Annotated in this window: 23 protein-coding genes, 1 pseudogene and 1 riboswitch; of the genes and pseudogenes, 20 read left to right on the top strand and 4 right to left on the bottom strand. The window is 44.7% G+C overall.

What is annotated here, in order from left to right:
• Window positions 1-3: 3 nt before the first annotated feature.
• Both MKY87_RS30240 and MKY87_RS30235 read left to right on the top strand, forming a co-directional pair.
• Window positions 4-1,458: an alpha/beta hydrolase family protein gene (locus MKY87_RS30240; RefSeq protein WP_340967723.1), complete on the top strand. Its 1,455-nt coding sequence runs from the start codon at window positions 4-6 to the stop codon at window positions 1,456-1,458.
• Between the two features lie 34 nt (window positions 1,459-1,492).
• The gene (locus tag MKY87_RS30235) at window positions 1,493-3,583 is read left to right on the top strand and encodes a serine hydrolase domain-containing protein (protein WP_340967722.1); all 2,091 of its coding nucleotides are present in this window, start codon (window positions 1,493-1,495) and stop codon (window positions 3,581-3,583) included.
• A 103-nt stretch (window positions 3,584-3,686) separates the two neighbouring features.
• On the opposite strand, the gene MKY87_RS30230 is transcribed toward MKY87_RS30235, so the two are convergent.
• Both MKY87_RS30230 and MKY87_RS30225 read right to left on the bottom strand, forming a co-directional pair.
• Window positions 3,687-5,075: an MFS transporter gene (locus tag MKY87_RS30230; RefSeq protein ID WP_338594533.1), complete on the bottom strand. Its 1,389-nt coding sequence runs from the start codon at window positions 5,073-5,075 to the stop codon at window positions 3,687-3,689.
• A gap of 112 nt (window positions 5,076-5,187) precedes the next feature.
• Entirely contained in the window at window positions 5,188-5,613 is a 426-nt protein-coding gene (locus MKY87_RS30225) for a MarR family winged helix-turn-helix transcriptional regulator (RefSeq protein ID WP_074094962.1), read from the bottom strand.
• Between the two features lie 263 nt (window positions 5,614-5,876).
• On the opposite strand from MKY87_RS30225, the gene MKY87_RS30220 reads away from it, so the two are divergent.
• The 4 genes from MKY87_RS30220 (at window position 5,877) to MKY87_RS30205 (ending at window position 9,704) form a co-directional block, all read left to right on the top strand.
• Complete coding sequence (locus MKY87_RS30220; RefSeq protein WP_340967721.1) at window positions 5,877-6,251, top strand: hypothetical protein; 375 nt, start codon at window positions 5,877-5,879, stop codon at window positions 6,249-6,251.
• Between the two features lie 2 nt (window positions 6,252-6,253).
• A complete protein-coding gene (locus MKY87_RS30215) occupies window positions 6,254-7,972 on the top strand; it encodes an ABC transporter ATP-binding protein (protein WP_340967720.1) in 1,719 nt (572 codons plus the stop codon).
• A 233-nt stretch (window positions 7,973-8,205) separates the two neighbouring features.
• Window positions 8,206-8,628: a MarR family winged helix-turn-helix transcriptional regulator gene (locus MKY87_RS30210; protein ID WP_339784020.1), complete on the top strand. Its 423-nt coding sequence runs from the start codon at window positions 8,206-8,208 to the stop codon at window positions 8,626-8,628.
• Entirely contained in the window at window positions 8,625-9,704 is a 1,080-nt protein-coding gene (locus MKY87_RS30205) for a threonine aldolase family protein (RefSeq protein ID WP_340967718.1), read from the top strand. Before MKY87_RS30210 ends, MKY87_RS30205 begins: the two co-directional genes overlap by 4 nt.
• 179 nt (window positions 9,705-9,883) lie before the next feature.
• On the opposite strand, the gene MKY87_RS30200 is transcribed toward MKY87_RS30205, so the two are convergent.
• Window positions 9,884-10,801 (bottom strand): AraC family transcriptional regulator, encoded by a 918-nt coding sequence (locus tag MKY87_RS30200; protein WP_340967717.1) that lies wholly within the window; start codon window positions 10,799-10,801, stop codon window positions 9,884-9,886.
• 371 nt (window positions 10,802-11,172) lie between these two features.
• Here MKY87_RS30200 and MKY87_RS30195 point away from each other — a divergent pair.
• From MKY87_RS30195 to MKY87_RS30135, 13 genes and pseudogenes are all read left to right on the top strand, one after another.
• A pseudogene (locus tag MKY87_RS30195) lies at window positions 11,173-11,445 on the top strand (aldo/keto reductase); the annotation flags it as partial.
• A 239-nt stretch (window positions 11,446-11,684) separates the two neighbouring features.
• Window positions 11,685-12,449 (top strand): methyltransferase domain-containing protein, encoded by a 765-nt coding sequence (locus tag MKY87_RS30190; RefSeq protein ID WP_340967716.1) that lies wholly within the window; start codon window positions 11,685-11,687, stop codon window positions 12,447-12,449.
• 11 nt (window positions 12,450-12,460) lie between these two features.
• On the top strand, window positions 12,461-13,090 hold the full coding sequence (locus MKY87_RS30185; RefSeq protein ID WP_091030814.1) for a pentapeptide repeat-containing protein: 630 nt from the start codon (window positions 12,461-12,463) through the stop codon (window positions 13,088-13,090).
• Between the two features lie 70 nt (window positions 13,091-13,160).
• Window positions 13,161-13,259, top strand: a riboswitch (guanidine-I (ykkC/yxkD leader).
• 102 nt (window positions 13,260-13,361) lie between these two features.
• On the top strand, window positions 13,362-13,700 hold the full coding sequence (locus MKY87_RS30180) for a DMT family transporter (RefSeq protein WP_133384669.1): 339 nt from the start codon (window positions 13,362-13,364) through the stop codon (window positions 13,698-13,700).
• A complete protein-coding gene (locus MKY87_RS30175) occupies window positions 13,700-14,014 on the top strand; it encodes a DMT family transporter (RefSeq protein ID WP_221819443.1) in 315 nt (104 codons plus the stop codon). The genes MKY87_RS30180 and MKY87_RS30175 overlap by 1 nt, the downstream gene beginning before the upstream one ends.
• A 117-nt stretch (window positions 14,015-14,131) precedes the next feature.
• On the top strand, window positions 14,132-15,532 hold the full coding sequence (locus MKY87_RS30170; protein ID WP_340967714.1) for a DEAD/DEAH box helicase: 1,401 nt from the start codon (window positions 14,132-14,134) through the stop codon (window positions 15,530-15,532).
• A gap of 142 nt (window positions 15,533-15,674) precedes the next feature.
• Window positions 15,675-16,031: an MmcQ/YjbR family DNA-binding protein gene (locus tag MKY87_RS30165; protein ID WP_340967713.1), complete on the top strand. Its 357-nt coding sequence runs from the start codon at window positions 15,675-15,677 to the stop codon at window positions 16,029-16,031.
• Window positions 16,032-16,193: 162 nt separating this feature from the next.
• Window positions 16,194-16,868, top strand: coding sequence for a hypothetical protein (locus tag MKY87_RS30160; RefSeq protein WP_340967712.1), 675 nt, complete (start codon window positions 16,194-16,196; stop codon window positions 16,866-16,868).
• 163 nt (window positions 16,869-17,031) lie between these two features.
• A complete protein-coding gene (locus MKY87_RS30155; protein WP_340967710.1) occupies window positions 17,032-17,916 on the top strand; it encodes an alpha/beta hydrolase in 885 nt (294 codons plus the stop codon).
• Between the two features lie 256 nt (window positions 17,917-18,172).
• Complete coding sequence (locus tag MKY87_RS30150; RefSeq protein WP_091030798.1) at window positions 18,173-19,330, top strand: type III polyketide synthase; 1,158 nt, start codon at window positions 18,173-18,175, stop codon at window positions 19,328-19,330.
• On the top strand, window positions 19,317-20,036 hold the full coding sequence (locus MKY87_RS30145; RefSeq protein WP_047842870.1) for a methyltransferase domain-containing protein: 720 nt from the start codon (window positions 19,317-19,319) through the stop codon (window positions 20,034-20,036). The genes MKY87_RS30150 and MKY87_RS30145 overlap by 14 nt, the downstream gene beginning before the upstream one ends.
• 6 nt (window positions 20,037-20,042) lie before the next feature.
• Window positions 20,043-21,191, top strand: coding sequence for an NAD(P)/FAD-dependent oxidoreductase (locus MKY87_RS30140; protein WP_340967708.1), 1,149 nt, complete (start codon window positions 20,043-20,045; stop codon window positions 21,189-21,191).
• A 179-nt stretch (window positions 21,192-21,370) separates the two neighbouring features.
• A complete protein-coding gene (locus MKY87_RS30135) occupies window positions 21,371-22,561 on the top strand; it encodes an aminotransferase-like domain-containing protein (RefSeq protein ID WP_340017061.1) in 1,191 nt (396 codons plus the stop codon).
• 68 nt (window positions 22,562-22,629) lie between these two features.
• Here the strand turns inward: MKY87_RS30135 and MKY87_RS30130 are convergent, their stop codons facing one another.
• A complete protein-coding gene (locus MKY87_RS30130; protein WP_074094976.1) occupies window positions 22,630-23,055 on the bottom strand; it encodes a MaoC family dehydratase in 426 nt (141 codons plus the stop codon).
• Between the two features lie 161 nt (window positions 23,056-23,216).
• On the opposite strand from MKY87_RS30130, the gene MKY87_RS30125 reads away from it, so the two are divergent.
• A complete protein-coding gene (locus MKY87_RS30125) occupies window positions 23,217-24,215 on the top strand; it encodes a LacI family DNA-binding transcriptional regulator (protein ID WP_340967707.1) in 999 nt (332 codons plus the stop codon).
• Window positions 24,216-24,280 lie beyond the last annotated feature (65 nt).

Raw genomic sequence — 24,280 nt, 5'->3', positions numbered from 1 at the left:
AACATGAGATTATTTGAGATACTGTTAGTTCTATCCTGTTTTGCTTTACTCGTAGACCTGCTATTTATTAAAAGAAGTGCAAAGAAAACAGGATTGGGTTTGGGGATAGGAAGTAGCGTTATACTCGTAGTTCAATTGTTAGTTGAGGGATACAGATGGCAGTTGCTTTTGGTATATATCATGACGGCTCTATTCATAATTATTGTTTTACTCAGACATTCCGAAAAGATGATGAATCTAAAAATAGGGAAGTTCTTGAAATATAGTTTATCTTCCCTGATTGTCATTCTGCTGGTTGCTTCTACTGCCTTGTCTGTATACTTACCTGTCTTTAATTTGCCGAAGCCGGATGGTCCAGAGAAAGTGGGAACTCAAACATTTCATTTAACGGACCAGAACAGAGACGAAAGCTTCACTGAAGATCAAAGCGATAAGAGGGAACTAATGGTTCAAGTTTGGTACCCAACTGAAAACAGCAATAATAACAAGCGTGACACGCTGTTTCCAAAAGATAAAGAGAGGTTCAAAAAGTATATTCAGAGCTTCTCTAATTCTTTAAAACTGCCTGAATTTGTGCTCGACTATTGGAAGTATAGTCAAACCAACTCTTATGAAAATAGTGAAATATTGTCTTCTACAAGTCCTTATCCCGTGATACTGCTATCTCATGGTATGGGAACCAGTAGAGTTCTACATGCATCGCAGGCCGAGAATCTGGCCAGTCATGGGTTTATCGTGGTCACCATCGATCATACGTATAGCACCTTTGCTACCCTTTTTCCAGATGGCCGTGTAACGGATTATAAAAAAAGTACGACTACACTAGAGGAACGTACAAAAACAGGGAATATATGGACGAAAGACGTGGAGTTTGTAATCGATCAAATCGAAAAGCTGAATTCAGGTGCAATCGAAAGTCAATTTAAAGGTAAGATCGATTTAAATAACATAGGCGCAATGGGGCATTCTTTTGGGGGGGCAACCGCGTTTAATGCAACTTATCTAGATCAGAGAATCAAGGCCGGGGTTAATATGGATGGGTCATTATATGAAGTGGAAAATAGAGATGATATAAACAAGCCATTTATGTTCATCCGATCGGGAAGTTTTGAAGACTGGTTAGCCAATTTTGAAGTGGATAGAAATTCGGATGATGAAGTAACTAAATTTCTTTCAGATGAGCTACACATTATGAAAAATGTTATCAATCATGGGGGAAATGTGATTTATGTAGAAGGAACCCAGCACTTCAATTTCACAGATCTTCAATTCTATTCGGAGCTGGTTAAGCTGTCCGGAATAACAGGAGACATCAATGGTAAAAGAGGATCAAACATCGTGAATCAATATGTACTCGATTTCTTTAACAAGCAGCTGAAAGGAACGGGTGGAGATCTGATTCAGGGACCGAGCGTCAAGTATCCGGAGGTAAAATTTGCAAACCCAGAAGAACTCTAATACCAAAACATAATAAATTCAGGAGATGATGTGAATGGGACGACAAAAGGGAAAACGAACTTCAATCACCGCCTTAACTCTGGTGTTAACGATGTTGGCTCCAATGTCAGTCATGGCCGCACCAACTGCCGGTAACAGCAGCGACCTGAAGTATGAACCAACAGAGAAAATAGTGGCGGAGAAAGCCAAGTTGCTCACGGAGACGTACGGTACGAACAGTGTGCAATATGCATTAATGGATGGCGGAGAGATCGTAGTGTCTGGTCAGACAGGCAAGAACGATTTAGAGGGTAAAGTACCGCTTACTTCAAATACGATTTATGGCATAGGTTCAACGAGTAAAATGTTCCTCACAGCTTCTGTTATGAAGTTAGTTGACGAAGGCAAGATTGATTTGGATCTGCCTGTTGTGAACTATATACCGGATTTTCAGATGAAAGATCATCGCTACAAACAAATCACACCACGCATGCTGTTGAATCATTCTTCCGGTCTGCTGGGCAGTACTGGCAGCAATGCCACATTGTACGGGGATAATGACACGTATTCACACGATACGTTTCTGGAGCAATTGGCGAATCAAAACCTGAAGGCAGATCCTGGAGCATACTCGGTGTATAGTAACGACGGTTTTACGTTGGCCGAGATTATGGTTGAACGTGTTAGCGGCATGACTTTTACGGCTTTCATACACCACTATTTTACGGAACCTTTGGACATGAAACATACCAAAACACCACAGGATGTCGTTGACCCGGCAGCAATGGCGGGAATCTATTCTCCTGTGTATGAGGGACAGCTTCCACAAGAGAATTATAATATCATCGCTACTGGAGGCATTTATTCGACCGCTGAAGATCTAGTGAAATTTTCACAAATCTTCACGGGAGAAGTCGATGGCATTCTATCCAGTAAGTCGGTAGAAGCCATGGCGCAAGAAGAATACAAAAGAGGTATGTGGCCGGAGGATAGCGACACGTCTATCTCTTACGGTTTAGGGTGGGATAGTGTGAACTTGTTCCCATTCAGTGAATATGGCATCAAGGCCTTGACGAAAGGTGGAGATACGATATCGTATCACTCCTCATTAATCGTACTGCCGGAATACAATCTGGCTGCAGCCGTTACCTCATCAGGGGGAACGAGTGCCAGAGATCAGTTCATTGCAAGTGAATTATTACTAAGCGCACTTGAGGAAAAGGGTATTATTACGGAACGAAAGCCGGAAAAATCATTTGGCGTGCCAGTGAAGGCTGTTATACCTGAAGAAATATCCACGTATGCGGGTATATACGGTTCTAATAATTCGGTTAAGAAGATCGAAATTAATGCTGGAAAAATGAATGTATCGGCGCTAACAGCTCCAAATAACCCGGCTCAAGTATACACATATACAGCGGATGGTACGTTTGTTAACGATAAAGGCACAGAAAAGCTGAAATTCGTTACGGAACAGAATGGAAGGACGTATCTGTGGTCTCGATCTTATGTATCCTTGCCAGGACTTGGTCAGCTGGCGTTCTCCGAATATACGGCGGAGAAGCTGAAAGCCAATGAATTATCTCAGGATATTACCGCCTCATGGGAACAGCGTGAAGGTAAGAGATACTACGTGGTGAATCAGAAGTATACATCAACAGTATATCTGCATTCATCACCAATCCTCTCTTTCCATATGAATGAAGAGACCCCAGGGTATGTGACCAATAGTAAGATTATTGGAGCCAATGAAGCAGTCACAGAGCTGCAAATCCCTGGCATGGCTGGACGTGATACCAAGGAGATTTATTTCACCGAAAAGAATGGAGTAGAGTACATTGAAGCCGTAGGTAGCGTATACGCCAGTGAGGAAATAGTACAACCACTATATTCGGGTAAACAATCTCTAGCAACAATTCAAGCAGACGGATATGCCAGATGGTTTTCGATACCAGCAACGGTGAAAGGAAAAGTCATGACGGTTAAAATGCCTGCAACTGGCGCCTTTGCCGTATATGATCAAAAGGGTATTTGTATTAATCACACCGTAGTCAGCGGTCAGAATGAGGTTGTTTTACCAGAAAACGGCCGCATTGTATTTGCAGGTGACGTGGATTCCACTTTCGAAATTTCATTGAAAAAGTAAAATGAATGTATTTAAAAAACATACCAAAGCCTTCTCCATGACGTGGGGAAGGTTTTGGTATGTCAATGTAGGGAATATTTAATTTTCCGAATTCAGGACGGTATCAGTTCTCCGCCGAGGCTTTTGCCTGCTTGATGCGAAAGGAAATCGTAAAGCTCAAGAGAACGAGAATTAATTGAAGAGATAGAGCCAATATAATCCCCGTCAACAACCCCAAATTTAGTGACTGACTAACGGCAATAAGGGCTCCTCCGACGCCGATGCTTACCCCTGGGCTAAATGCATCTGTAAACTGAAGGCTGGCGGAGATCTCACCTTCTTCACCTGTTTTTGTATTCTGTAGTGCAATCGCTCCAGTCGTAGGATGTGCCAAACCGATGCCGAATCCAGTGAAAAGCTGTGAAATCACTGCAAATACGATCCCTCCTTCGGGGAGGCCAACAGCGAGAATGACCGCAGCAACACCAATGATCATAAATCCAATACCAATGGTTACCCGTTTTTTTCGGCCCATCCCATGATCTTTAGCATCAAACCTGGACTGAAGCCAGGCAGCCGCTGACCAGCTTAATGCACCAGCGGCTACAATTAATCCCGCCATATCCGCAGGAAGCTTTTTCACATCTGTCAAAGCGAGGACAACATAACTCTCGGTCGCATTATAACTAGCAACAAAGAATCCTCTTGAAGCAATTGTGGCCGGTAAACCTCTTCTGGCACTTAAGGTGCCCTCGGGCAGCAGCTTTCGCAAAGGCTGAATCATGATAAGCAATCCTGCTACGGAAAGCACAATTCCTTTCCAATCGGTTATATAGCCTAGCCCAGCCAGCAACATTCCCGTTCCGATAGTCAGTAATACTGCAAAACCTTCTTTTTGGTTATTCTCGGAAGGTTTATTCACTCTAACTGTAAATTTGCGGAAAGCGGGAAGCGTCAGCATGACAGCCAAACCAATGAAGGGAAGCACGAGCCAAAAAACAACTCTCCAGGAGATATGCTCCGCTATAAGCCCAGCAATATAAGGGCCTATTAGTGCAGGTAGAATGTATGCGCCGGAAAACAAAGCAAGTATTTTCGTTCTCAGCTTATCAGGATAACCTAAAGTAATGCTGTAATATACACACGTAATGATACCGCCTCCACCAAACCCTTGAAATACTCTCCCTATAATTAGAGTAATCATGTTCACCGAAGTAGCCGCAATTACGATGCCGATCACAAAAAAAAGTATCGATATGCCAAACGATGCAAATACGCCGTTTTTGTTGATCCGCGCTCCAATGATCATTGTTCCAAGGATTTGTGCCAAAAGAAAAGAGCTGAATATCCAACCGTACAAATGGAGCCCATTTAATTTTTGAGCCAGGCTTGGAGCAATCGTAACAACTGCTAAACCTTCAAACGCGACGGTAGTGACAGCAAGAATGATCCCAATGGTCAATGCTCTGTACTTGGCGTCGAAAACACCTGTTTCTTTTGCTGTTATTTCCATCTTTAAAATCTCCTTTAGAATAAATTTTAATAGTCTCGACCATAGTTGCTGCAGCAAGTATATGACAAAAAAAGTTATCCCCCCTTTAAAGTGGAGAGGACTCCTCTTTGGACTATAGATCTTTTACGTTGTTATACATTACAGTAAGAATCCTTCTAAACATCTCAACCTCCTCCTTGGATAACCCCTGGATCGTTTTATTATATGCATCCATGGAAGGAGCAAGAATTTCATCTTTCATATCTCGTCCTTTAGGAGTTAAATAAACACGTAAAGATCTTCTATCCGTTTCATGAATCACACGATAAATAAATTCTTTCTTTTCGAGCTTAAACAGCATCCGTGCAACATTCGTTTGGTCCTTATGAAGTCTCTCGGCAAGTTCTTTTTGAGTAATGCCTTCTTTTTCCCATAGTACGATTAGTATTTCCCACTGATCCACTGTGATGTCAAACGGATTGACTACCTTTTGATAGTAATTATTCAGTTTAAGTGCCGCGCGCTGTACATTAACACCGATATATTTTTCTAATTCCAAGGTTTTCCTCCTAAATAACCGTCATGATTATAGTTGCTGTGACCATTATAATTCTACCTCTTTTTGGTGTCAATTAATAGAAGTGTTCATGGAAAAGTGCCCGATCCAAAGAGATCACTTCTTTTTCCGTTGGATTGATGTATGGCGTAAAGTTTACGTTGTTTCAAGTGAATATAAAGGTTGACATCTTTTGGGATTTCGCATACATTCGTATACATGAATGCGTTGTATACATATGTATACACGTAATGGGGGTGGCAAAAATGAGAGATCGTGATCTGAATGAAATCAATGGAAGTGTACGTCAAGGTGAGCGTCCGAAACGTGATATGAGTGACAGCGAGCAACGTGGAGAGCGTTCCAGACGTGGCAGAGGGCATGGAGAACATCAGGGAAGACGGGGCCATGGTGCGCAAACATTCCGCCGCGGCCGGATTCTTGTATTTCTGGAACAAATGCAGAATCGAAGAACAACGCTTGTCCGACAACTTGGACAGGAGGAGTACGAACATATTCGCCCGATGATCAGTGGGGAGTTAAAAGCTATTGATCAGGTCATCGACGAGTATATCCATCTTTTCGAGCTGCAAAATGAAGGTGTAAGTCCCAATAAGGATCTGGAGAGTGAGAGTGAATAAGTATGATTCGTCGTTTTTTTTCGTATTATCGCCCCTATAAAAAACTGTTTTTGATTGATTTTGGATGCGCTGTACTCGCAGGTCTTTTGGAGTTGGCTTTCCCCCTTGCCGTCAGCAAATTCATTAATGAGTTGTTGCCAGGTCAGGATTGGCCTCTTATTTTGCTTGCCTGCGTTGTGCTGTTATCCATCTATGCACTTAATACCGTATTGAACTATGTCGTTACATACTGGGGACATATGCTTGGCATTAATATTGAGACCAACATGCGTGAGAAGATGTTCGCTCACTTGCAGAAGCTGTCCTTCCGTTTCTTTGATAATCGTAAAACAGGCCACTTAATTGGTCATCTTACGAATGATCTGAATGATATCGGCGAGGTTGCTCACCATGGACCTGAAGATGTATTCATCGCAATCATGACATTAATCGGATCGTTCTGGCTGATGGCTAACATTAATCTGGAGCTTGCGCTGCTTACCTTTATCATTATCCCAATTATGGCTTGGGTCATTATTGTATTTGGTGGACGGATGACAAAGACCTATCGGCGACTTTTCGGAGACGTCGGCAATTTCAATGCACGCATTGAAGATAACGTTGGTGGCATGCGTGTTGTGCAATCGTTCGCCAACGAAGAGCATGAGAAAGAACTTTTTGCGGTGGACAATCAGAATTTCCGTAAAACCAAACTGCTTGCCTACAAAACGATGGCGAAAAGTATCTCGGTCAGTTATATGATGATGCGACTGGTTACGGTGTTTGTCATGATAAGCGGGGCTTGGTTTTATATCGATGGCAGAATCAATATGGGTGACTTTATGGCCTTCCTGCTTCTGTCCAATATCTTCTTCCGCCCGATCGAGAAAATCAATGCCGTCATTGAAAGTTATCCAAAGGGCATTGCTGGTTTCAAGCGTTATCTGGAGATCATTAATACAGAACCTGAAATTGCGGATAGCAAAAACGCCGTTGAGTTCGAAAGTGTTAAGGGTGATATTCGCTTCGAGAACGTCTCGTTCGGATATGAATCCAGTCGGCGTATTCTGAGTGATATCAGTCTGTCTGTTCGACCAGGGGAAACCGTTGCTTTTGTTGGTCCTTCGGGTGCAGGCAAGACGACGATCTGCAGCCTGTTGCCCCGATTCTATGAGGTAGAAGAGGGACGTATCACTGTGGATGGCGTCGACATTCGTAACGTTAAGCTTCAATCGTTGCGTAAGCATATCGGAATCGTTCAACAGGATGTATTTTTGTTCTCGGGTACCATTAAGGAGAATATTGCTTATGGTGATCTCAGTGCAACGGATGAACAAATCTGGGATGCCGCCCGTCGTGCCTCATTGGAGGAACTGATCCTCACGTTGCCTGATGGCATGGATACCATTATTGGTGAACGTGGTGTTAAACTCTCGGGAGGACAAAAACAGCGTTTGTCCATCGCACGTATGTTTTTGAAAAACCCGCCCATTCTTATTCTGGATGAGGCAACCTCTGCGCTGGATACGGAAACGGAAGCACTGATCCAGCAATCACTCGCTGAATTGTCGGTGGGCAGAACAACACTTGTGATTGCACACAGACTGACAACTATCAAGAATGCAGATCGAATCATCGTAGTAAACACAGATGGTATCGCTGAGCAGGGCAACCATGAGGAATTGGTCGCCGCTGGAGGGATATACAGCCGTCTTCATCAGGTGCAATATAGTCACTCTTAATCCATATAAATTGAACAAAAAATAATTACACTCGTCACTCCGATGACAGAACAACCTTGCCGCGCATCTGCGCGGCTTTTTGCATGGTGTCAAAAAAAGAGGTTATACAATGTTAAGGAAAAGATAATGTTGACAACGTCCACTAACGTGATTATTATAATGTTGACAATGTCCACTAAAAAGGAGGGTTTGACATCGACTCTCAGTACATAAATCCAGATATACTGGCTGACATGCGACGTTTTAACCGTTTTTATACCAACATACTTGGTGTACTCGACAAGCATATTCTCGGAACAGGGTATTCCTTTGCTGAAGTACGGGTCATTATTGAGATTGGGATTCGGGGAGAGAGCATTGCGAACAATCTGGTAGATACTCTGACCATTGATCGCAGTTACATGAGCCGAATTGTGAACAAGCTGTCCAAGGAAGGACTGCTGGTGAAAGTGGATTCTGCTGCCGACAGCCGGGTCAGTCTGATTCGTCTGACAGCCAAGGGTGAGGAACTGTATGCCCAATTGAATGATCGATCCGATCAACAGATCCTGAAGCTGATGCAAGAATTGAATGAAGAAGAGATTCAAGAGGTATACATCTCCATGATGAACATACAAGAGAAGTTGAACAAGAAGGCAGGAGAGACAACACGATGATACGATTTGAATGTGATTATAACGAAGGTGCGCATGAACGAATTTTACAAAAACTGATGGAAACCAATATGGAACAGACGAGCGGGTATGGCACGGATGAGCATTGCGAACGGGCAAGAATGCTTATTCGTCAGGCCTGTGACAATGAGCAAGCTGATGTTCATTTCCTGGTTGGCGGTACACAGACGAATACAACAGTGATTGCGTCCATTTTGCGTCCATATCAAGGTGTGATTGCAGCGACCTCGGGACACATTGCGGTTCATGAAACTGGAGCTATTGAAGCTACGGGACATAAGGTACTCACGGTTCCAAGCGAGGACGGAAAGATCACACCTGAGCAGGTTAGAGCAGTCTATGATGCGCACATGAATGAGTCGTCTCCGGAACATTGTGTGCAGCCAGGCATGGTCTACATATCTCAGCCAACCGAGAACGGAACGATGTACAGCAAGGCAGAATTGCAAGCATTGCATAAAGTGAGCAGAGCATGTGGTCTTCCGTTTTTCGTGGATGGAGCACGTCTTGGATATGCACTCGCTTCACGTGATTGCGATATGACACTTGCTGACCTTGCGCGCTTGTGTGATGTGTTTTACATCGGGGGAACCAAGATTGGCGCATTGATGGGAGAGGCGGTTGTTATCCTGAATGATGCGCTGAAACCGGATTTTCGTTATATGATCAAACAAAAAGGTGGCCTGCTTGCCAAAGGCAGATTGCTGGGTATCCAATTCGAAACGTTGTTCGAAGATGGTCTGTACCTCGATATTTCCCGTCATGCGGTAGATATGGCCTTGAGAATTCACGACTCACTTGAACAGCACGGGGTACGTTTCCTGTACGACTCACCAACCAACCAGCAGTTTCCGATTCTGCCTGATCGTTTGCTTGAGAAATTACGCAGCGGTTATACCTTCTCCTTCTGGGAAAAAGTTGACGATACACACAGTGCGGTGCGGTTCTGCACCAGCTGGGCAACTCGTCAGGAGAATGTGGATGCACTGACTCGTGACATTGCTCAATTATTGCACGAAGAGACCCACGTGCCAGAACGGGTCGAAGCATTGGTCTGATCTTGTTCAAAAATGAAGGAGAACAGCCCGATTTCCTACTCATACATACGAGTATTTTGAATAAATCCAAAAGCAATTACGCAGAATTCTGATACTGAAAAAAGGACAACTCATTGTGGTTGTCCTTTTTTGGTTTGCCTTTTGTGTGATAGTTGTGAGATAGAGAGGTGCATACTCGGTTACTCACTCAAGGCCATGTCGTATTTCTCTTTCAGCCGTCGGATATCGGCTCTTGGCGGCGCACCGAACATGCGTGCATATTCGCGGCTAAATTGGGAAGCACTCTCGTAACCAACCCGGAACGCTACATCTGCCGCATCTGCAGATTCGGCCATCAGAAGTCGCCGGGCTTCCTGTAATCTTAATTGTTTCTGGAATTGTAATGGGCTCATAGCTGTAATCTCTTTGAAGTGACGATGGAATGAAGAGACGCTCATACTGGCGGTCTCAGCCAGATCTTCAATGCGAAATGGCTGTTCCCAATGATGAACGATGTACTCAATCGCTTCTCTGATCCGATAAGTGCTGCTACCTTCAACCGCAATCTGCGCCAGTTCTCCTCCGTAAGGCACTTGAAGGAGGCGGAACAGGATTTCTTTAACGTACAACGGAGCCAGAAACGGAATCTCTTCCGGCGTATCCAGCAAACGAACAAGTCGGAGTACAGCGTCCTGAATGGACGATTCCATCTGACCTACAAACATGGCTCGTCTGGCGTTTTCGTTGAATGTTACCTTGATATTGCATTCGTTAAGTACTTCGAGAATTTGGTTCGGTGTGAATTCGAGCTTGAGACTTAAGTAGGGTGCATCAGCGGATGCCTTGATAATCTGCCCGATGACCGGGAGATTCATGGAAGCAATCAGGTAATTGGAAGGTCCATATTCATAACGCTCCTGTGCGAGCAATACTTCTTTCAACCCTTGAACAATCACACAAAATGAAGGTTTATACACTCTGTATGCGGGTTCACTAATCTTGGAATGGTGATAGACAAACAAGGAAGGAACCGCCGTTTCCATTGCACCGTTATGATTGGAATGGCGTTCGATCAGGTCACTCAATTCCTGTTTTGGTAGAAATAATTCTTCGGTCATACGTATCCTCCTCACGGATTTAACCTACTTAAATTATAAAGCTTACCGTACAGAACCAAAAGGGGGCCTGAGAGGATCAGGCAATCAATTAAGACGATTGATATACCGCTTGCAGCCCATGACTCGGCATACTAAGAGTATGTTAACAGAGCCAAGCGATTAAAGTTTATTCGAAAAGTTGGGTGAGTAAGGTGATGAAGTGGTTATCAAACCATGTGAGGCAAATATTGATTGACAGGCTCGAATCACAGATCAAGTTCGAAGAAAATTCCGTACATCGAGAGATATACTTCACATGCTGGTTAGAGCTAGTTACCGAAGAGGTCGAGACAACATCCATTCACAGAACAAATTGAAGGAGAGTGTGAAATATGGAATATGTGAAATTAGGACGTACCGGTCTGGATGTCTCCAGATTATGTCTAGGTTGCATGAGTTACGGTGTACCGGAACGCGGAATGGCTCCATGGTCCCTGAATGAAGAGCAGAGTCGACCGTTCATCCAGAAGGCGTTGGATGCTGGTATTAATTTCTTCGATACGGCCAATATCTATTCGGATGGAACCAGTGAGGAAATTGTTGGACGTGCATTGAAGGACTTTGCGCGTCGGGATGAGATTGTCCTGGCGACCAAAATTCACCATCTGGAGGATGCAATGGCAGCCCTTACGGTGAAGCTGACTGTGGAAGAGATCGGTTTCCTCGAAGAAGTGTATGTACCGCATCCGGTAACAGGCATTCTCAGTTGATCCGAATTCTTAATGTTAAAGTCGCCATTCGGCGGCTTTTTTTATAGTTATCTGATGAGTGAATTGACAGTTCTCTTATATTAAAGTTATTATAGATACATTAGATCCTTAATTGAAAAAGGAGATTATATTCTATGAATAACGGACATTCATCCGGTCAAGCGAACGAATCATGGAGTGGTCATTCCGCTCCTTTTGCAACGTTACAGGAAACACCTATCTTATCCCTGCTCCAGCCATCCCAAGGTGAACGTATTCTTGATGTGGGTTGTGGCAATGGGGATCTGACAGCCAAAATTGCAGCCGCAGGAGCGCTGCCAATAGGTATAGATTTTTCAGAAGAGACGATTAGGCAAGCTAAACAGAAATACCCTGATATGAATATTCAAGTCGAAAATGCTTGTCATTATCGGACAGAAGAAACGTTTGATGCGGTCTTCTCTCATGCCGTTCTGCATTGGATAAAGGATGCTCCAGCTGTAGTACAATCCATACAGTTAGCGCTCAAGACGGGAGGACGATTCGTGGCTGAGTTTGCTGGAAGTGGCAACACGGCTATATTAATAACAGCGGTAAGGGAAGAACTGAATGCCCGTGGATACAAATGGGAAGGACGGAATCCATGGTATCACCCGACCATTGGCGAATATGCTAATCTACTAGAACAACACGGATTTCGAGTTCGTCTGGCGCAGCACGTTGACCAATTTACCCCGTTTAAGCCAGGTGTCAGAAAGTGGTTGACCAGCTTCGCGGAGTATTTATTCAGTGGTATCACACCTGCGGAACAGGATGTTATTATGGAAGCTGTCGAGAAAAGAGTGCGGCCACAACTGATGCGGGATGGACAGTGGTATCTGGACAGAAGCCGACTGCGAGTTGTAGCTATTAAAGAATAGGGGAATACGGGATGAAAATGGACAAACCCAAGATTCAGGAGCAGTTGCTCGAACCGGAAACGATTGCATTCCTGGAATCCAAAGTGGAGTACAAACACAAACTGATCGAGAACATTACATTGGATCAACAGGAAGCGAGTAAGGTTTCCTTTGAAAATGTTGTATTTAGACATGTGACAATCTCGGAGTCTGCCTTGGAACAATTTGAATTCACCGATGTCCGGTTTGAACACTGCGACTTCTCCAATGTCAATCTCTCTGGTGCCTTCATGCACCGGATCGAATGGCATAACTGCAAGTTTGTCGGAACTGATTTTTCCAATAGCCGATTGCAAAATGTCAATTTCCTTCATGGTCTAGGCGACTATAGCAATTTCCGTTTTGCCCATCTGAAACAGGTCTCTTTCTCGGAATGTACCTTGATTGGTGCGGACTTTGCCTATCTGGCACTGCAAAAAATGGAGTTCAGTCAATGTAACATCGACCAAGCTTCCTTAACGGGGACCAAAATGAAGGATTTGGATCTTAGCGATTGCGAATTTGACTCCTTGGTGCTGACCATGGAAGATCTCAACGGTTGTGTGATTTCACCACATCAAGCCGCCACATTTGTAGGATTAATGGGTTTGATTATCAAATAAATAACATGATCATAATATCAGGGTTGCCAAGATAGTGGAAGTGTGTATAATTGGAGACACATTAGAATAAAAACAGGTTTTCTAGGGTTCCGCGATGTATGTCGGTCTGGTCCGAGAGAAAACCCACAACCTGTTGGTTGTGCCACGGAGGGATAAAAGCCTGGGAGATGAACTGCTACATGCAGTTTGTTTCCCGGGCTTTTTTTGTTTTTACGCTAATGTACCCATACAGGCTGTACAAAAAATGTAGTAGAGAAGGAGTGTTACAGGAATGAATAAAACGTGGATGTCGGTTGTGATTGCTGCTTTGTTTGAAGTGGGTTGGGTCATTGGTTTGAAACATGCCAGTGGTCTGTTGGAATGGGGGTTTACGTTGGTTGCAATTATCATTAGCTTCTCCTTGATGATTGCAGCTTCGCGGACACTGCCTGTGGGAACCGTGTATGCAGTATTTGTTGGCCTGGGTACCGCAGGTACAGTGCTTGCAGAGATTTTTCTGTTTAATGCACCTATCCAAACCGGAAAAATGGTACTCATTGGTGTACTTTTACTCGGCGTGATCGGGCTTAAAATGCTGAGCAAAGAGAAGAATAAGGAGGTGCAGCTATAATGAACTGGGTATTTCTTATCTTGGCAGGGGTATTTGAGATGATCGGAGTGCTGATGATAAACAAGTTACACAAAGACCGTAATCTCATTTCACTGGTTCTATTGGTAGCCGGGTTTGGTTTAAGCTTCCTGTTCCTGTCCATTGCAATGGAAACTCTTCCGATGGGGACAGCGTATGCCGTATGGACGGGAATCGGGGCCTCCGGTGGTGCTATTCTGGGCATGGTGTTTTACGGAGAACCTCGAAATGCCCTAAGAATTCTGTTTATCGCTATGGTGCTTGGATCAGCAGTCGGTCTTAAATTGGTCAGTTAAACAAAGTGATATTAAAAAGATAATGTACAGATTACGTTTTTAATGGTATCCTTATACGTTACGTGTGAAATAAAAGATGCGTCTTATTGATAGATGTGCGTAAATGAAGGAGACAACATGACATTTAAGGACTTAAATATTATCCCCTCTATTATGGAAGGGTTAAGCAAAGCAAATTATACTAATCCTACCCCTATACAGGAACAGGCCATACCAGCTGTATTAGCTGGCAGAGATCTGCTGGGATGTGCACAGACAGGAACAGGCAAGACAGCAGCATTCTCGGTGCCGATCATTCAATTATTAAGCGAAAGATCCAAAGGACCCAAGTCCACACGACATATTCGCTCATTAATTTTGACACCAACACGAGAACTGGCTATTCAGATCGCGGATAACATCAAGGTATATAGCCGATATACGGACATTCGTTGTACGGCAATTGTTGGCGGCGTTTCGCAAAAAGTACAAGAGCGTGCGTTGAATCAAGGTGCAGATATTATTATCGCAACACCTGGTAGATTGAACGATCTGATTAATCAGAAACGTATTGATCTGAAGATGGTTGAGATTCTTGTTCTGGATGAAGCAGACCGGATGTTGGACATGGGCTTCATTCATGATGTGAAAAGAATTATTACCAAAATGCCGAACAAAAAGCAGACGCTGTTCTTCTCAGCTACAATGCCTCCTGAAATCACCAAAATGGTTAAAACCCTGCTGGTTGATCCAGTCAAAGTAGAAATCACACCGGTATCTTCAACAGTAGACCGCATTGAGCAGTCTATATATTTGCTGGAGAACGGCAAGAAGCAACATATGTTGAACCAAATTTTGGAGGATAAATCCATCGTCACGGCATTGGTGTTCACACGCACGAAGCGCGGCGCTGACCGGGTTACACGTGATTTGGCCAAAGTGAACGTTACGGCACAGGCTATTCATGGCAACAAGTCTCAGAACGAGAGACAACGGGCACTGAACAACTTCAAGAGTGGTGCAACACGTGTATTAGTTGCGACGGATATCGCGGCAAGAGGAATTGACGTGGAGGAACTGTCACATGTCATTAACTTTAACCTGCCTAACATCCCGGAAACGTATGTTCACCGTATTGGCCGTACAGGTCGAGCTGGCAAAAGCGGGATGGCAATTTCGTTCTGTGAGAAGGATGAACTTCCATTCCTGAAGGATATCGAGAAAGTAATCAAAAAGACGATTCCTGAAGTGAAAGGTCATCCGTATCCAATGACAGGTGTACCTGTGTTTGATAAAACCAGCAAAGCAGCAGGCAGTAAACCTTCGTTCAACAAATCGGCTGCAGGCAAACCGGCGAAGTCCAAAGCTAACCCGGCGCGCAAGCCCAAATCCGAATGGTTTGCCAAGAGTGGTAAATCAAACAGTAGTCGTTCAAACGACGGTAGACCGAATAGCAGTAGATCAAACAGCAGTAGCAGTAAATCAAACCATGGCTCCTTCAGCCGCAGCAGCAAAACTAGGAATGATAGAGCCAATTAAGATCTAAATGAATCCAGATAAAACCTTCTCCATTTATATGGAGGAGGTTTTATTATGTGCTTTTATGTGCAACAAGCTTATTTACATACGAACTTACATTCGGTATCATTATATCGTCCACTGGTGAAAGGGAGGTACTGACTTGAAGGAAACGATGATTGAATACAGTTTGAACAAGAAAGGTGCGACCAAGGATTATCCATTTGGGCCTGATCCAGTCGCGATTAAGGTTGCGGGTAAGATGTTCGCGCTTATTTTTGAAAACAAAGAAAAGCACGGTCTCTTAAACTTAAAATGTGATCCCATTATTGCAGAGAACCTGAGAGAGCAGCATGAAGCAGTTCAACCGGGATATCATATGAACAAAAAACACTGGAATACCATTACGCTGGATGGTTCATTGTCCGATGAGGATGTCTATGTCATGATCGATCACTCGTATGATATGGTTGTCCAATCCCTTCCGAAAAGGATTCGGGAATCTCTGGCCGAATCGTGAGACATTTCTATTTGATTTAACACACATTTATGTATCGTATAAAGGACGTGCCGAGCTTCGCTAATAAGGTAAGAAAGAAGAAATATATATTATGAGGTATGTAAAAAAGCCACTGGTCTGCTGGCCAAGTAGATTGAATATCATATGGAAATGAAGACATACATGAAGTCCGTGTGGGACCGTTACCTTGGAAATAAACAAGATCGAACAGCCATGATCAACGTTGTATCCCTTGTTATCAATGCTTTGATCGGAATAGGCAAGTTAATCCTGGGAATATATCTGCTTTCCGGATGGTTCATTACAAATGCGGTATATTATCTGATTCTGTGTGTAGCCAAAGGACAGGTGCTTCAAAAATATAAAGTTGCCAAAAGGATGAAGTCTCCAAAGGAAAGATATACATTAGAGCTTACGGTCTATAAGCGCGGTGGTCTTTTCCTGTGTTTTCTGGGCATGTCCTATTCACTGGTCTGCCTGCGAATGTATCTAATCGGCGATGCCTTCATATATGAGGGTAACATCGTGTATATCGTATCTACAGTGGCTTTTACCAAGCTGGTTTTTGCCGTGTATGGTACCTGGGCGAACCGTCATCTCCATAACCCGATCATATCTACATTAAAAATGATTAACTTCACCGATGCGATGGTATCCATAGTGGTGACCCAAGCGACATTACTTACCATGCAAGGCTCACCTCTTGCATTAAAAACCAGTAGCTTGTTTGGCATGGGGTGCAGCATTTTATTTTGTTTGATGGGGGTCTGGATGATGTTCCAGAAAAAACAGGAAACAAGCACGGACCCAAACCGATCTCCTGGCACTGAATGTTAACATTGAAGCATTAAGAGCAGGGGAAGGTAATTTTGGTCCACGTTTGAGCATGTTGATCAATACATATCGAATGAATTGCACATGACGGAATAGACGAATGTCATCTATACTTAAGTGACAACGGAAGTAGGCGTATTGGCAATCCACTAAAGGAGTGATATCTATGGATCAACAACAACAACTGGAAATGGTACAACGTATGCGTCAAAATGTCGTCGGTACAGGTGCAGCTCTTCAACCCAGTTCCACGTATGCTGTCACAGTAAAAGAAGTCATGATTCCTACGACGAAAGGTGATACACGTGTACTTGTGTATACACCGGATAGGGACCATTCCGCTCCTCTGCCAGTCTTCTTTAATATGCATGGGGGTGGTTTCATCTTGGGACAAGCAGAGATGGATGATCCATGGTGTCGTCTGATCGCTGATCGATCTGATTGTGTGGTCGTTAATATCGATTACAGTCTTGCACCAGAGCACAAGTTCCCAACGGCGGTCCATGAATGTTACGACGTTGTACAGTGGGTCCACGCCAATCCGCAATCCTTATCGGTTAACCCGTCTCTATTCGCTATTGGGGGGCATAGTGCTGGTGGTAATCTTGCTGCAGCAGTGTGTTTACTGAATCAGCAACGTGGTGGCGAGCTGCCGCTTGTTCTGCAAGTTATGGATTATGCCGTATTGGATGTGGCTACAGATCCGGCCGAGAAACCGAGTTTTGAAGAAGCCATTCCAGCCGAGATCGCCAGAACGTTTAATGCCATGTACCTTGAAACGCCAGAAGATGCGCAAGACCCGTTGGCTTCACCTGTGCTTGCAACATCAGTAGAGGGTCTTCCAGAAGCATTGATTATTACCGCGGAGAAAGATTCACTGGCCCAAGAAGCAAGAACATATGCAGCAAGGCTGGAAGCAAGCGGTGTTAAGGTGACTCTTAAGGAGTACGAGGGAGCCGCTCACGGATTTACGCATTTTGGCGATCTCCAGATGGCTGAGGATGCCTGGTACCGGATGAGTGACAAGATCAGAGAAGCATTTTCCAAATAACGTACATCAGAACGACGTTGAGAAGTGGTTAGAAATTATTTGAGAAAGTTATTTAAAAAGATACCTTGAAGTCGCCTAATGGCGGCTTTTTTCATTCATTGGTGTGACTGCTTCAATGGCTTGATGAAACCAAGCTTCTGAGCTTGAGGATGTGTTAATAAACTGGATTAGGAGCCTTATTGAGATTATAACGATATCGTTAAGGGTAAGAGTTGTTAAATTAGAGGAAATAATGACCAATACCAGGAGGTTTATTATGAACCAATATAACAGTCCATCCGATATCGCGATTCTTGGCATGGGAACGGCTCTACCTGCTCACCCCGTAGCGCAGTCAGATATTGCAGAACTAATCGCTTCTTCTCTTCAGGATCGGCCAGATTTGGCCCGTTTTGCCAGACGAATATTCAAGTCCTGTGGTGTTGAAACACGATATACCGTGGAACCGAGCTATCTGGGTTCACTGGAAGAATGCCGTTATCTGCCCTCTGGTGAGCGATCAGACATCCCGACAACCGAAGAACGAATGAATACATACAAGCGAGAGGCGCTTCCACTCGGGATTGAGGCGGCAGAGAAAGCCCTGGAGGATTCAGGCGTATCTCCAAAGAGTATCACGCATATCATCACGGTCAGCTGCACCGGTCAATATCTGCCGGGTCTTGATGTTATGCTCATCCGTCATTTGGGTTTGTCTGCCCGAGTTAATCGACTGCCGCTGATCTTTCAGGGGTGTGCGGCAGGGTTGAAAGCCATTCAGATGGCACGAGATGTTGTGCAGGGAGCTCCCGGATCACAGGTCCTTGTGGTCTGTGTAGAGTTGTGCACCATTCATTTTCAGCCCGTACAAGATCGGGAAGCGCTGTTTGCAGCTTCATTCTTCGGAGACGCTGCTTCTTCCTGTGTAGTGGGTACACCAGAACCTCAGCACAAGAATGTTCTGAGTCTGGGCACGGGTTATTCTGTGCTTCTTCCGGATTCGACTGAAGATATGACCTGGGAGGTAGGGAATCTGGGGTATGACCTGTATCTATCCCCTCGTATTCCAAAGCTGTTAGGTGTTCACCTGGAAGAGGAACTGCGTCTCTTATTGCAAAGTGAACAGCTTCCTGAACTGTGGGCCATTCATCCGGGAGGACGTGGGATTGTGGACTCTGTACAGAATGTAATGAAACTGCGAGACGAGCAAACAAAGTATAGCAGGGATGTCCTCAGAACGTATGGTAACTTATCTTCCAATACCATTCTGTTTGTACTGAACGCGATGCGTGAGGACATGAAGGCACAGGTTCAATCCTCTACAGATGGTGTAGCCATGGCATTTGGACCGGGACTCACCGCAGAGTTGATGAAATTCACTTATGTACCCTCATTATCTTCAGTGATGGAGGAGCACGATCATGTCCTTTTTTAGAACATTGTCCATTCGAGCCAAGGAAGATGAACTGATGGATGATTTCTCTCTGGGAGGGGAGGAGCTGCGTGAAGCGCTTAGACATCTGAGACGTCTTAACAAAATATTTGCAGCACCTGGCCCAACTCTGGCTGGTGTAGAGAAGTTGTGGAACTCTGTCGGCAGGCCGGATAAGCTGACTCTACTGGATGTGGGGGCAGGTTCAGGAGATGTGAACCAGAAACTACTGCAATGGGCAGATCGTCAGGGTGTTCAGTTGGAAATTACGCTGGTTGATCTGACGGAAGAGGCGTGTGAGGAAGCGAGACAACTATTCCGTGACGAACCCCGAGTCCGGGTACAACGTGCCGATCTTACACAACTGCCGGATGCTTCAGCAGATATTGTGACAGGTTCCCAGTTCGTGCATCATTTTGACGGAGATCAGCTGGTTGATATGGTTTCTCATATGCTGCGAGCATCCAGATACGGTGTCGTCATTAATGATATTCACCGCCACCCCGTATCCTATAAGGCGGTCTGGATTACTACACGGATGATCTCGCGCAATCGTTATATTCGTCATGATGGGCCTCTTTCCGTAGCCAAAGGTTTTACAGGGAGGGATTGGAAGGAACTTAAACAACGGCTAAATCATGATACGATGACCTATGAATGGAAGCCGTTATTCCGTTACTCTGTTGTTATTCCCACGAAAGGCAGGTGATCTTACGTGTCGAAATCGATAGATGTGATTGTCATCGGAGCCGGAATTGCCGGCAGTACATGTGCAATGCAACTGGTAGGGAAAGGACATCGGACCCTTTTGCTGGATCGCCAGGAGTTCCCGCGACACAAAACCTGCGGTGAGTTCATGTCACCCGAAACCAAGGAGATGTTAGAAGTTCTGGACATTCACCTTCTGGACCAGTCGAAGAAACCCAGCACCATGGATCATGCCAAAATCGTTATGCCACAAGGCGGAGTGATCGAAGCACCGCTGCCGGGATTTGCATATGGCATAAGTCGATATGAGCTGGACCAGATTTTGCATCAGAAGGCTCTGGAGGCCGGAGCCCAGATTGTGACCAAAGCGACCATAACGAGCATTGAGCAGCTTGAGGATGCCAGTTATGAGGTTCAGGTGAAACAGGGAGATGAGCGGATCAGTTACAGAGCCAAAGCCGTCATCGGAGCACATGGGACCAAAAAGCCGCGCGGGATGGCTTCCGCACCTGATCTGCGGGACCAAACCGTATACGTTGGCGTTAAGTCCCACTTCAGCGGGATGGAGATTCCCGCACGGGTAGAGTTATATTTTTGCGAGGGTGGTTACGTGGGCATTTCCCCAATTGAGGATGGCATTGTGAATGTCGCCGCGTTGTTGACACTGGATACCGTCCAGGGAAGTGGCAAGTCTGTAAACGATATTTTACAGGCGGCATCCCTGACAAACGTGAGTTTGGCGGCCCGTTTAGCCGAAGGAATACCTGTAGATGGAACGCAAGTGTCGATTGCACCGCTGCATCTGTCCAATGTTCCAGAACCGTGGTCCCAATATCCGCATATTGGGGATGCCATGCTGATGATACCGCCTTTATGTGGAGACGGAATGTCCATTGCCCTTCGCTCCTCACTCCTGTGTGCAAGGTGGACTGACAAGTACCTGCAAGGCGACATTGAACATGCCGATTGGCAGAGTAATTACACGCTGGAAGCAAGCCGGGAATTCACCCAATTGCTCAGACGCGCAAGAAGAATTCAAAAGCTGGCTTTTGCCAAAACCAATAAATTCTATCCCGGTCTGGCTCGGATGATCCCAGGTCTAGCCGCTTATGTTGTGAAGGCCACACGGTTATCCGAGATGAACGCAGCGCGCTAATAGGCTGAAACTTTGCTCAATACTTATGCAAAAGAGGTTGCTGACGGCAGCCTCTTTTTTGGTGTATAAACATTAATTTTGTCGAGACAGTTTGGAAATTTGGGAAATGCTCGTATAATAGAATCTAATGTAATGATAGAGAACTAAGTCAGATGAAATGTCGGGAGGCACTATTTAAGATGAATTATTCATTTTCCAATCGTATCGCAGCACTGCAACCATCCATTATTCGTGAGATTTTGAAGGCTTCTTCGGGTCAAAATGTGATTCCATTCTCTGCGGGAAATCCCGCTCCGGAAACCTTTCCTATTGAGGCGATTCGTACGTTTACCCAATCCATTCTGGAACAGGACCCGGTCACGGCTTTGCAATATGGAATTACGGAAGGATATGTTCCCCTCAGGGAAGCATTGACTCAACATTTGAAGACCGGTTTTGATACGGGTAAGCCATCCGATCAATTGTTCATCGTATCTGGAGCACAGCAGGGGATTGAACTGGCCTGTAAAGTGTTCTGTAATGAGGGGGATACCATCATCTGTGAGAGTCCGAGCTTTATCGGTTCTCTGAACTCCTTCCGGGCATCCGGTGCAAAGCTTGCCGGTGTTCCGATGGAGATGGACGGTATGGATATTGAGAAGCTGGAACAGGCGCTGCAAACGGAGCCCAATGTGAAACTGATCTACGTGATTCCAAGTTTTCAGAATCCGACCGGTGTAACGACGAGCCTGGAGAAACGGAAGGCCATTTACGAGCTGGCTAAGAAGTATGGCGTGATGATTTTGGAAGATAACCCGTATGGAGAACTTCGATTCAATGGAGACGATGTGCCAACGATCAAATCAATGGATGATGAGGGTCTGGTCATCTATGTTGGATCATTCTCCAAAATTTTGTCGGCTGGACTGCGCGTTGGTTTTGTACAAGCGCCACATGAAGTCGTGGAGAAAATGGTTGTCGCGAAACAGGGAGAAGACGTACATACGGCTATGCTTCCACAGATTCTGGCATACAAGTTCATGACAGAGTATGACTACGCAGGGCATATTAACAGCATTCGTGAAGTATATCGGAGAAAGGCAACATTGATGATGGACAAGCTGCAAGAGCATATGGGTGAGTCCATTACCTATACCCAACCGGATGGTGGGTTGTTCCTCTGGTGTGATCTGCCAGCACATGTGCCAATGCTTGATTATGCCAAGACAGCGGCAGCTCAAGGGGTTGCGGTTGTACCGGGAAATGCTTTCCTGGTGAACGAACAAGACCCTTGTAATGCCATTAGGCTTAATTTCTCAACTCCGTCAGACGAACAGATTGTCAAGGGCGTAGAGATTTTGGGGCAGGTATTAAAAGGTTATAACGCTTAAAAATGCTTCGATGTGATATATCTACGAAAAGCCGCCAATTGGCGGCTTTTTTGGGCTTTTTCTCGTCCTTAATTATCGATTAATGCACTTAATTCTGCCTGAAATACCTTTTGATTTTTCTGATTGAATGTACTCAGCAGCACCGTAACAATCCCATTTCCTTTTCGTCTGGGAGTCAGTCCAATGACTTCTGCAATGACATGAAGTTCATCATCCGGAAAGACAGGTTTCAGGAATTGAATGTTATTCATTCCGGTGCCTGCCACGACATGCTCTCCATAGACCCCGACCTCAATCCATAATTTAAAGGAGATATTCATTGTTTGCATGCCAGAAGCAATTAAACTGCCGAATCGACCTTGCTTGGCCTTTTCCTCATCCAAATGCATGTACTGTGGATCATAGATTGTGGCAAACTCAATAATATCACTCTTGGATAATGCCAAGGATGTGGTTTCGTAGCGCTGACCTATTACATATTCACTAAATCTCATGAAGGCACCTCGGTTTCTTTAATATGTTTTTTCGTAGTTGATGGTTTGCTAAGAGACATGACTGGACTGACGTGTTAAAATGCTAGTGAACTATCCCGTGTGTATTGCTGTGTTACTGCCATGATGGACTAAACAGATGAAACTGTCTTTGAGGAGTATATATGATGACAACGATTAAAGATGTTGCAAGGATGGCTGGTGTAGCCAGTTCGACCGTATCTTGCGTACTCAACGATAAAGGGAATGTAAGTGAGCCGACAAGACTCCGAGTACTTGAGGCAGCGAGTCAACTCAATTACGTTAGGCATGGTCCTGCATCGGAATTAAAACGAAATAGTACACAAACCATTGGTGTTATTGTCCATGACATGTCCAGTCCGTATTTCTCGGATTTGGTGAACGGAATAGAAACCGTCGTCATGAGTCATGGATACGATATGATCGTATGTAGTTCGTTGGGTGGAGAGAAGTCGACAGCCCATCGTTACATTCGTGAAAGAAGAATTGACGGAGCTATTGTTATCGCTCAGAATATTCAAGATCAGTTGCTTGTTGAAGCATCTGAAGCAGGCTTTCCGATTGTTGTCATGGATCGGGATCTGGATGCTCAACATATTGTAAAGGTTTTAATGAGTGATACGCAAGGCGGTTACTTGGCTACCCGTTATCTGATCGATAAAGGGCATCGGACAATAGCTTATATTAGTGGCCCGTCACAATCGGAATGTAATCTCCATCGTTATCAAGGTTATTTGAAAGCCTTGAAGGAGGCAGGCATTAAAGAGAACCCCGAATGGAAAATTGGCGGACAATACATGAAGCAAGATGGCTACAATGCAGCCAAGAAACTGCTTGAAGGAGAGTTGCCATCCGCTGTATTTTTTGCAAATGATGAAATGGCGATCGGCGGCTTGGAAGCCTTCAGGGAGCATGATATCTCAATACCTGAGCAGTTATCCGTAATTGGCTTTGACAATATACCTGCATCTCAGTACATGAATCCACCTCTAACCACATTTCGTCAGCCGAAGAGGGATGCAGGCCAGCTTGCAGGTCATGTTCTCTTCCAACTGCTGAACGGAGAGATCGTAGAGACGTTATATACACTGGACATCCAATGCGTGGAACGTGATTCTGTTCGGCTCCTCAACCTGAGTTGAGGAGTTTTTTTTGCATTCTATAGAATTTTAAATACTTAAAAAGAAAGGAGAGTAGCCATTTATGC

Origin of the sequence: Paenibacillus sp. FSL R7-0198 (assembly GCF_038000415.1) — a bacterium.
GTDB lineage: Bacteria > Bacillota > Bacilli > Paenibacillales > Paenibacillaceae > Paenibacillus.
This window is presented reverse-complemented; position numbering and strand designations above follow the sequence as displayed.

Excerpts from the sequence above, each read along its gene's own strand:
- MKY87_RS30230 (WP_338594533.1), bottom strand. The coding sequence starts at position 5,075 with ATGGAAATAACAGCAAAAGAAACAGGTGTTTTCGACGCCAAGTACAGA.
- MKY87_RS30185 (WP_091030814.1), top strand. The coding sequence starts at position 12,461 with ATGAAAATGGACAAACCCAAGATTCAGGAGCAGTTGCTCGAACCGGAA.
- MKY87_RS30215 (WP_340967720.1), top strand. The coding sequence starts at position 6,254 with ATGATTCGTCGTTTTTTTTCGTATTATCGCCCCTATAAAAAACTGTTT.
- MKY87_RS30135 (WP_340017061.1), top strand. The coding sequence starts at position 21,371 with ATGAATTATTCATTTTCCAATCGTATCGCAGCACTGCAACCATCCATT.
- MKY87_RS30170 (WP_340967714.1), top strand. The coding sequence starts at position 14,132 with ATGACATTTAAGGACTTAAATATTATCCCCTCTATTATGGAAGGGTTA.
- MKY87_RS30210 (WP_339784020.1), top strand. The coding sequence starts at position 8,206 with ATGCGACGTTTTAACCGTTTTTATACCAACATACTTGGTGTACTCGAC.
- MKY87_RS30240 (WP_340967723.1), top strand. The coding sequence starts at position 4 with ATGAGATTATTTGAGATACTGTTAGTTCTATCCTGTTTTGCTTTACTC.
- MKY87_RS30190 (WP_340967716.1), top strand. The coding sequence starts at position 11,685 with ATGAATAACGGACATTCATCCGGTCAAGCGAACGAATCATGGAGTGGT.
- MKY87_RS30155 (WP_340967710.1), top strand. The coding sequence starts at position 17,032 with ATGGATCAACAACAACAACTGGAAATGGTACAACGTATGCGTCAAAAT.
- MKY87_RS30150 (WP_091030798.1), top strand. The coding sequence starts at position 18,173 with ATGAACCAATATAACAGTCCATCCGATATCGCGATTCTTGGCATGGGA.
- MKY87_RS30130 (WP_074094976.1), bottom strand. The coding sequence starts at position 23,055 with ATGAGATTTAGTGAATATGTAATAGGTCAGCGCTACGAAACCACATCC.
- MKY87_RS30220 (WP_340967721.1), top strand. The coding sequence starts at position 5,877 with ATGAGAGATCGTGATCTGAATGAAATCAATGGAAGTGTACGTCAAGGT.
- MKY87_RS30205 (WP_340967718.1), top strand. The coding sequence starts at position 8,625 with ATGATACGATTTGAATGTGATTATAACGAAGGTGCGCATGAACGAATT.
- MKY87_RS30200 (WP_340967717.1), bottom strand. The coding sequence starts at position 10,801 with ATGACCGAAGAATTATTTCTACCAAAACAGGAATTGAGTGACCTGATC.
- MKY87_RS30235 (WP_340967722.1), top strand. The coding sequence starts at position 1,493 with ATGGGACGACAAAAGGGAAAACGAACTTCAATCACCGCCTTAACTCTG.
- MKY87_RS30145 (WP_047842870.1), top strand. The coding sequence starts at position 19,317 with ATGTCCTTTTTTAGAACATTGTCCATTCGAGCCAAGGAAGATGAACTG.
- MKY87_RS30125 (WP_340967707.1), top strand. The coding sequence starts at position 23,217 with ATGATGACAACGATTAAAGATGTTGCAAGGATGGCTGGTGTAGCCAGT.
- MKY87_RS30180 (WP_133384669.1), top strand. The coding sequence starts at position 13,362 with ATGAATAAAACGTGGATGTCGGTTGTGATTGCTGCTTTGTTTGAAGTG.
- MKY87_RS30175 (WP_221819443.1), top strand. The coding sequence starts at position 13,700 with ATGAACTGGGTATTTCTTATCTTGGCAGGGGTATTTGAGATGATCGGA.
- MKY87_RS30160 (WP_340967712.1), top strand. The coding sequence starts at position 16,194 with ATGAAGTCCGTGTGGGACCGTTACCTTGGAAATAAACAAGATCGAACA.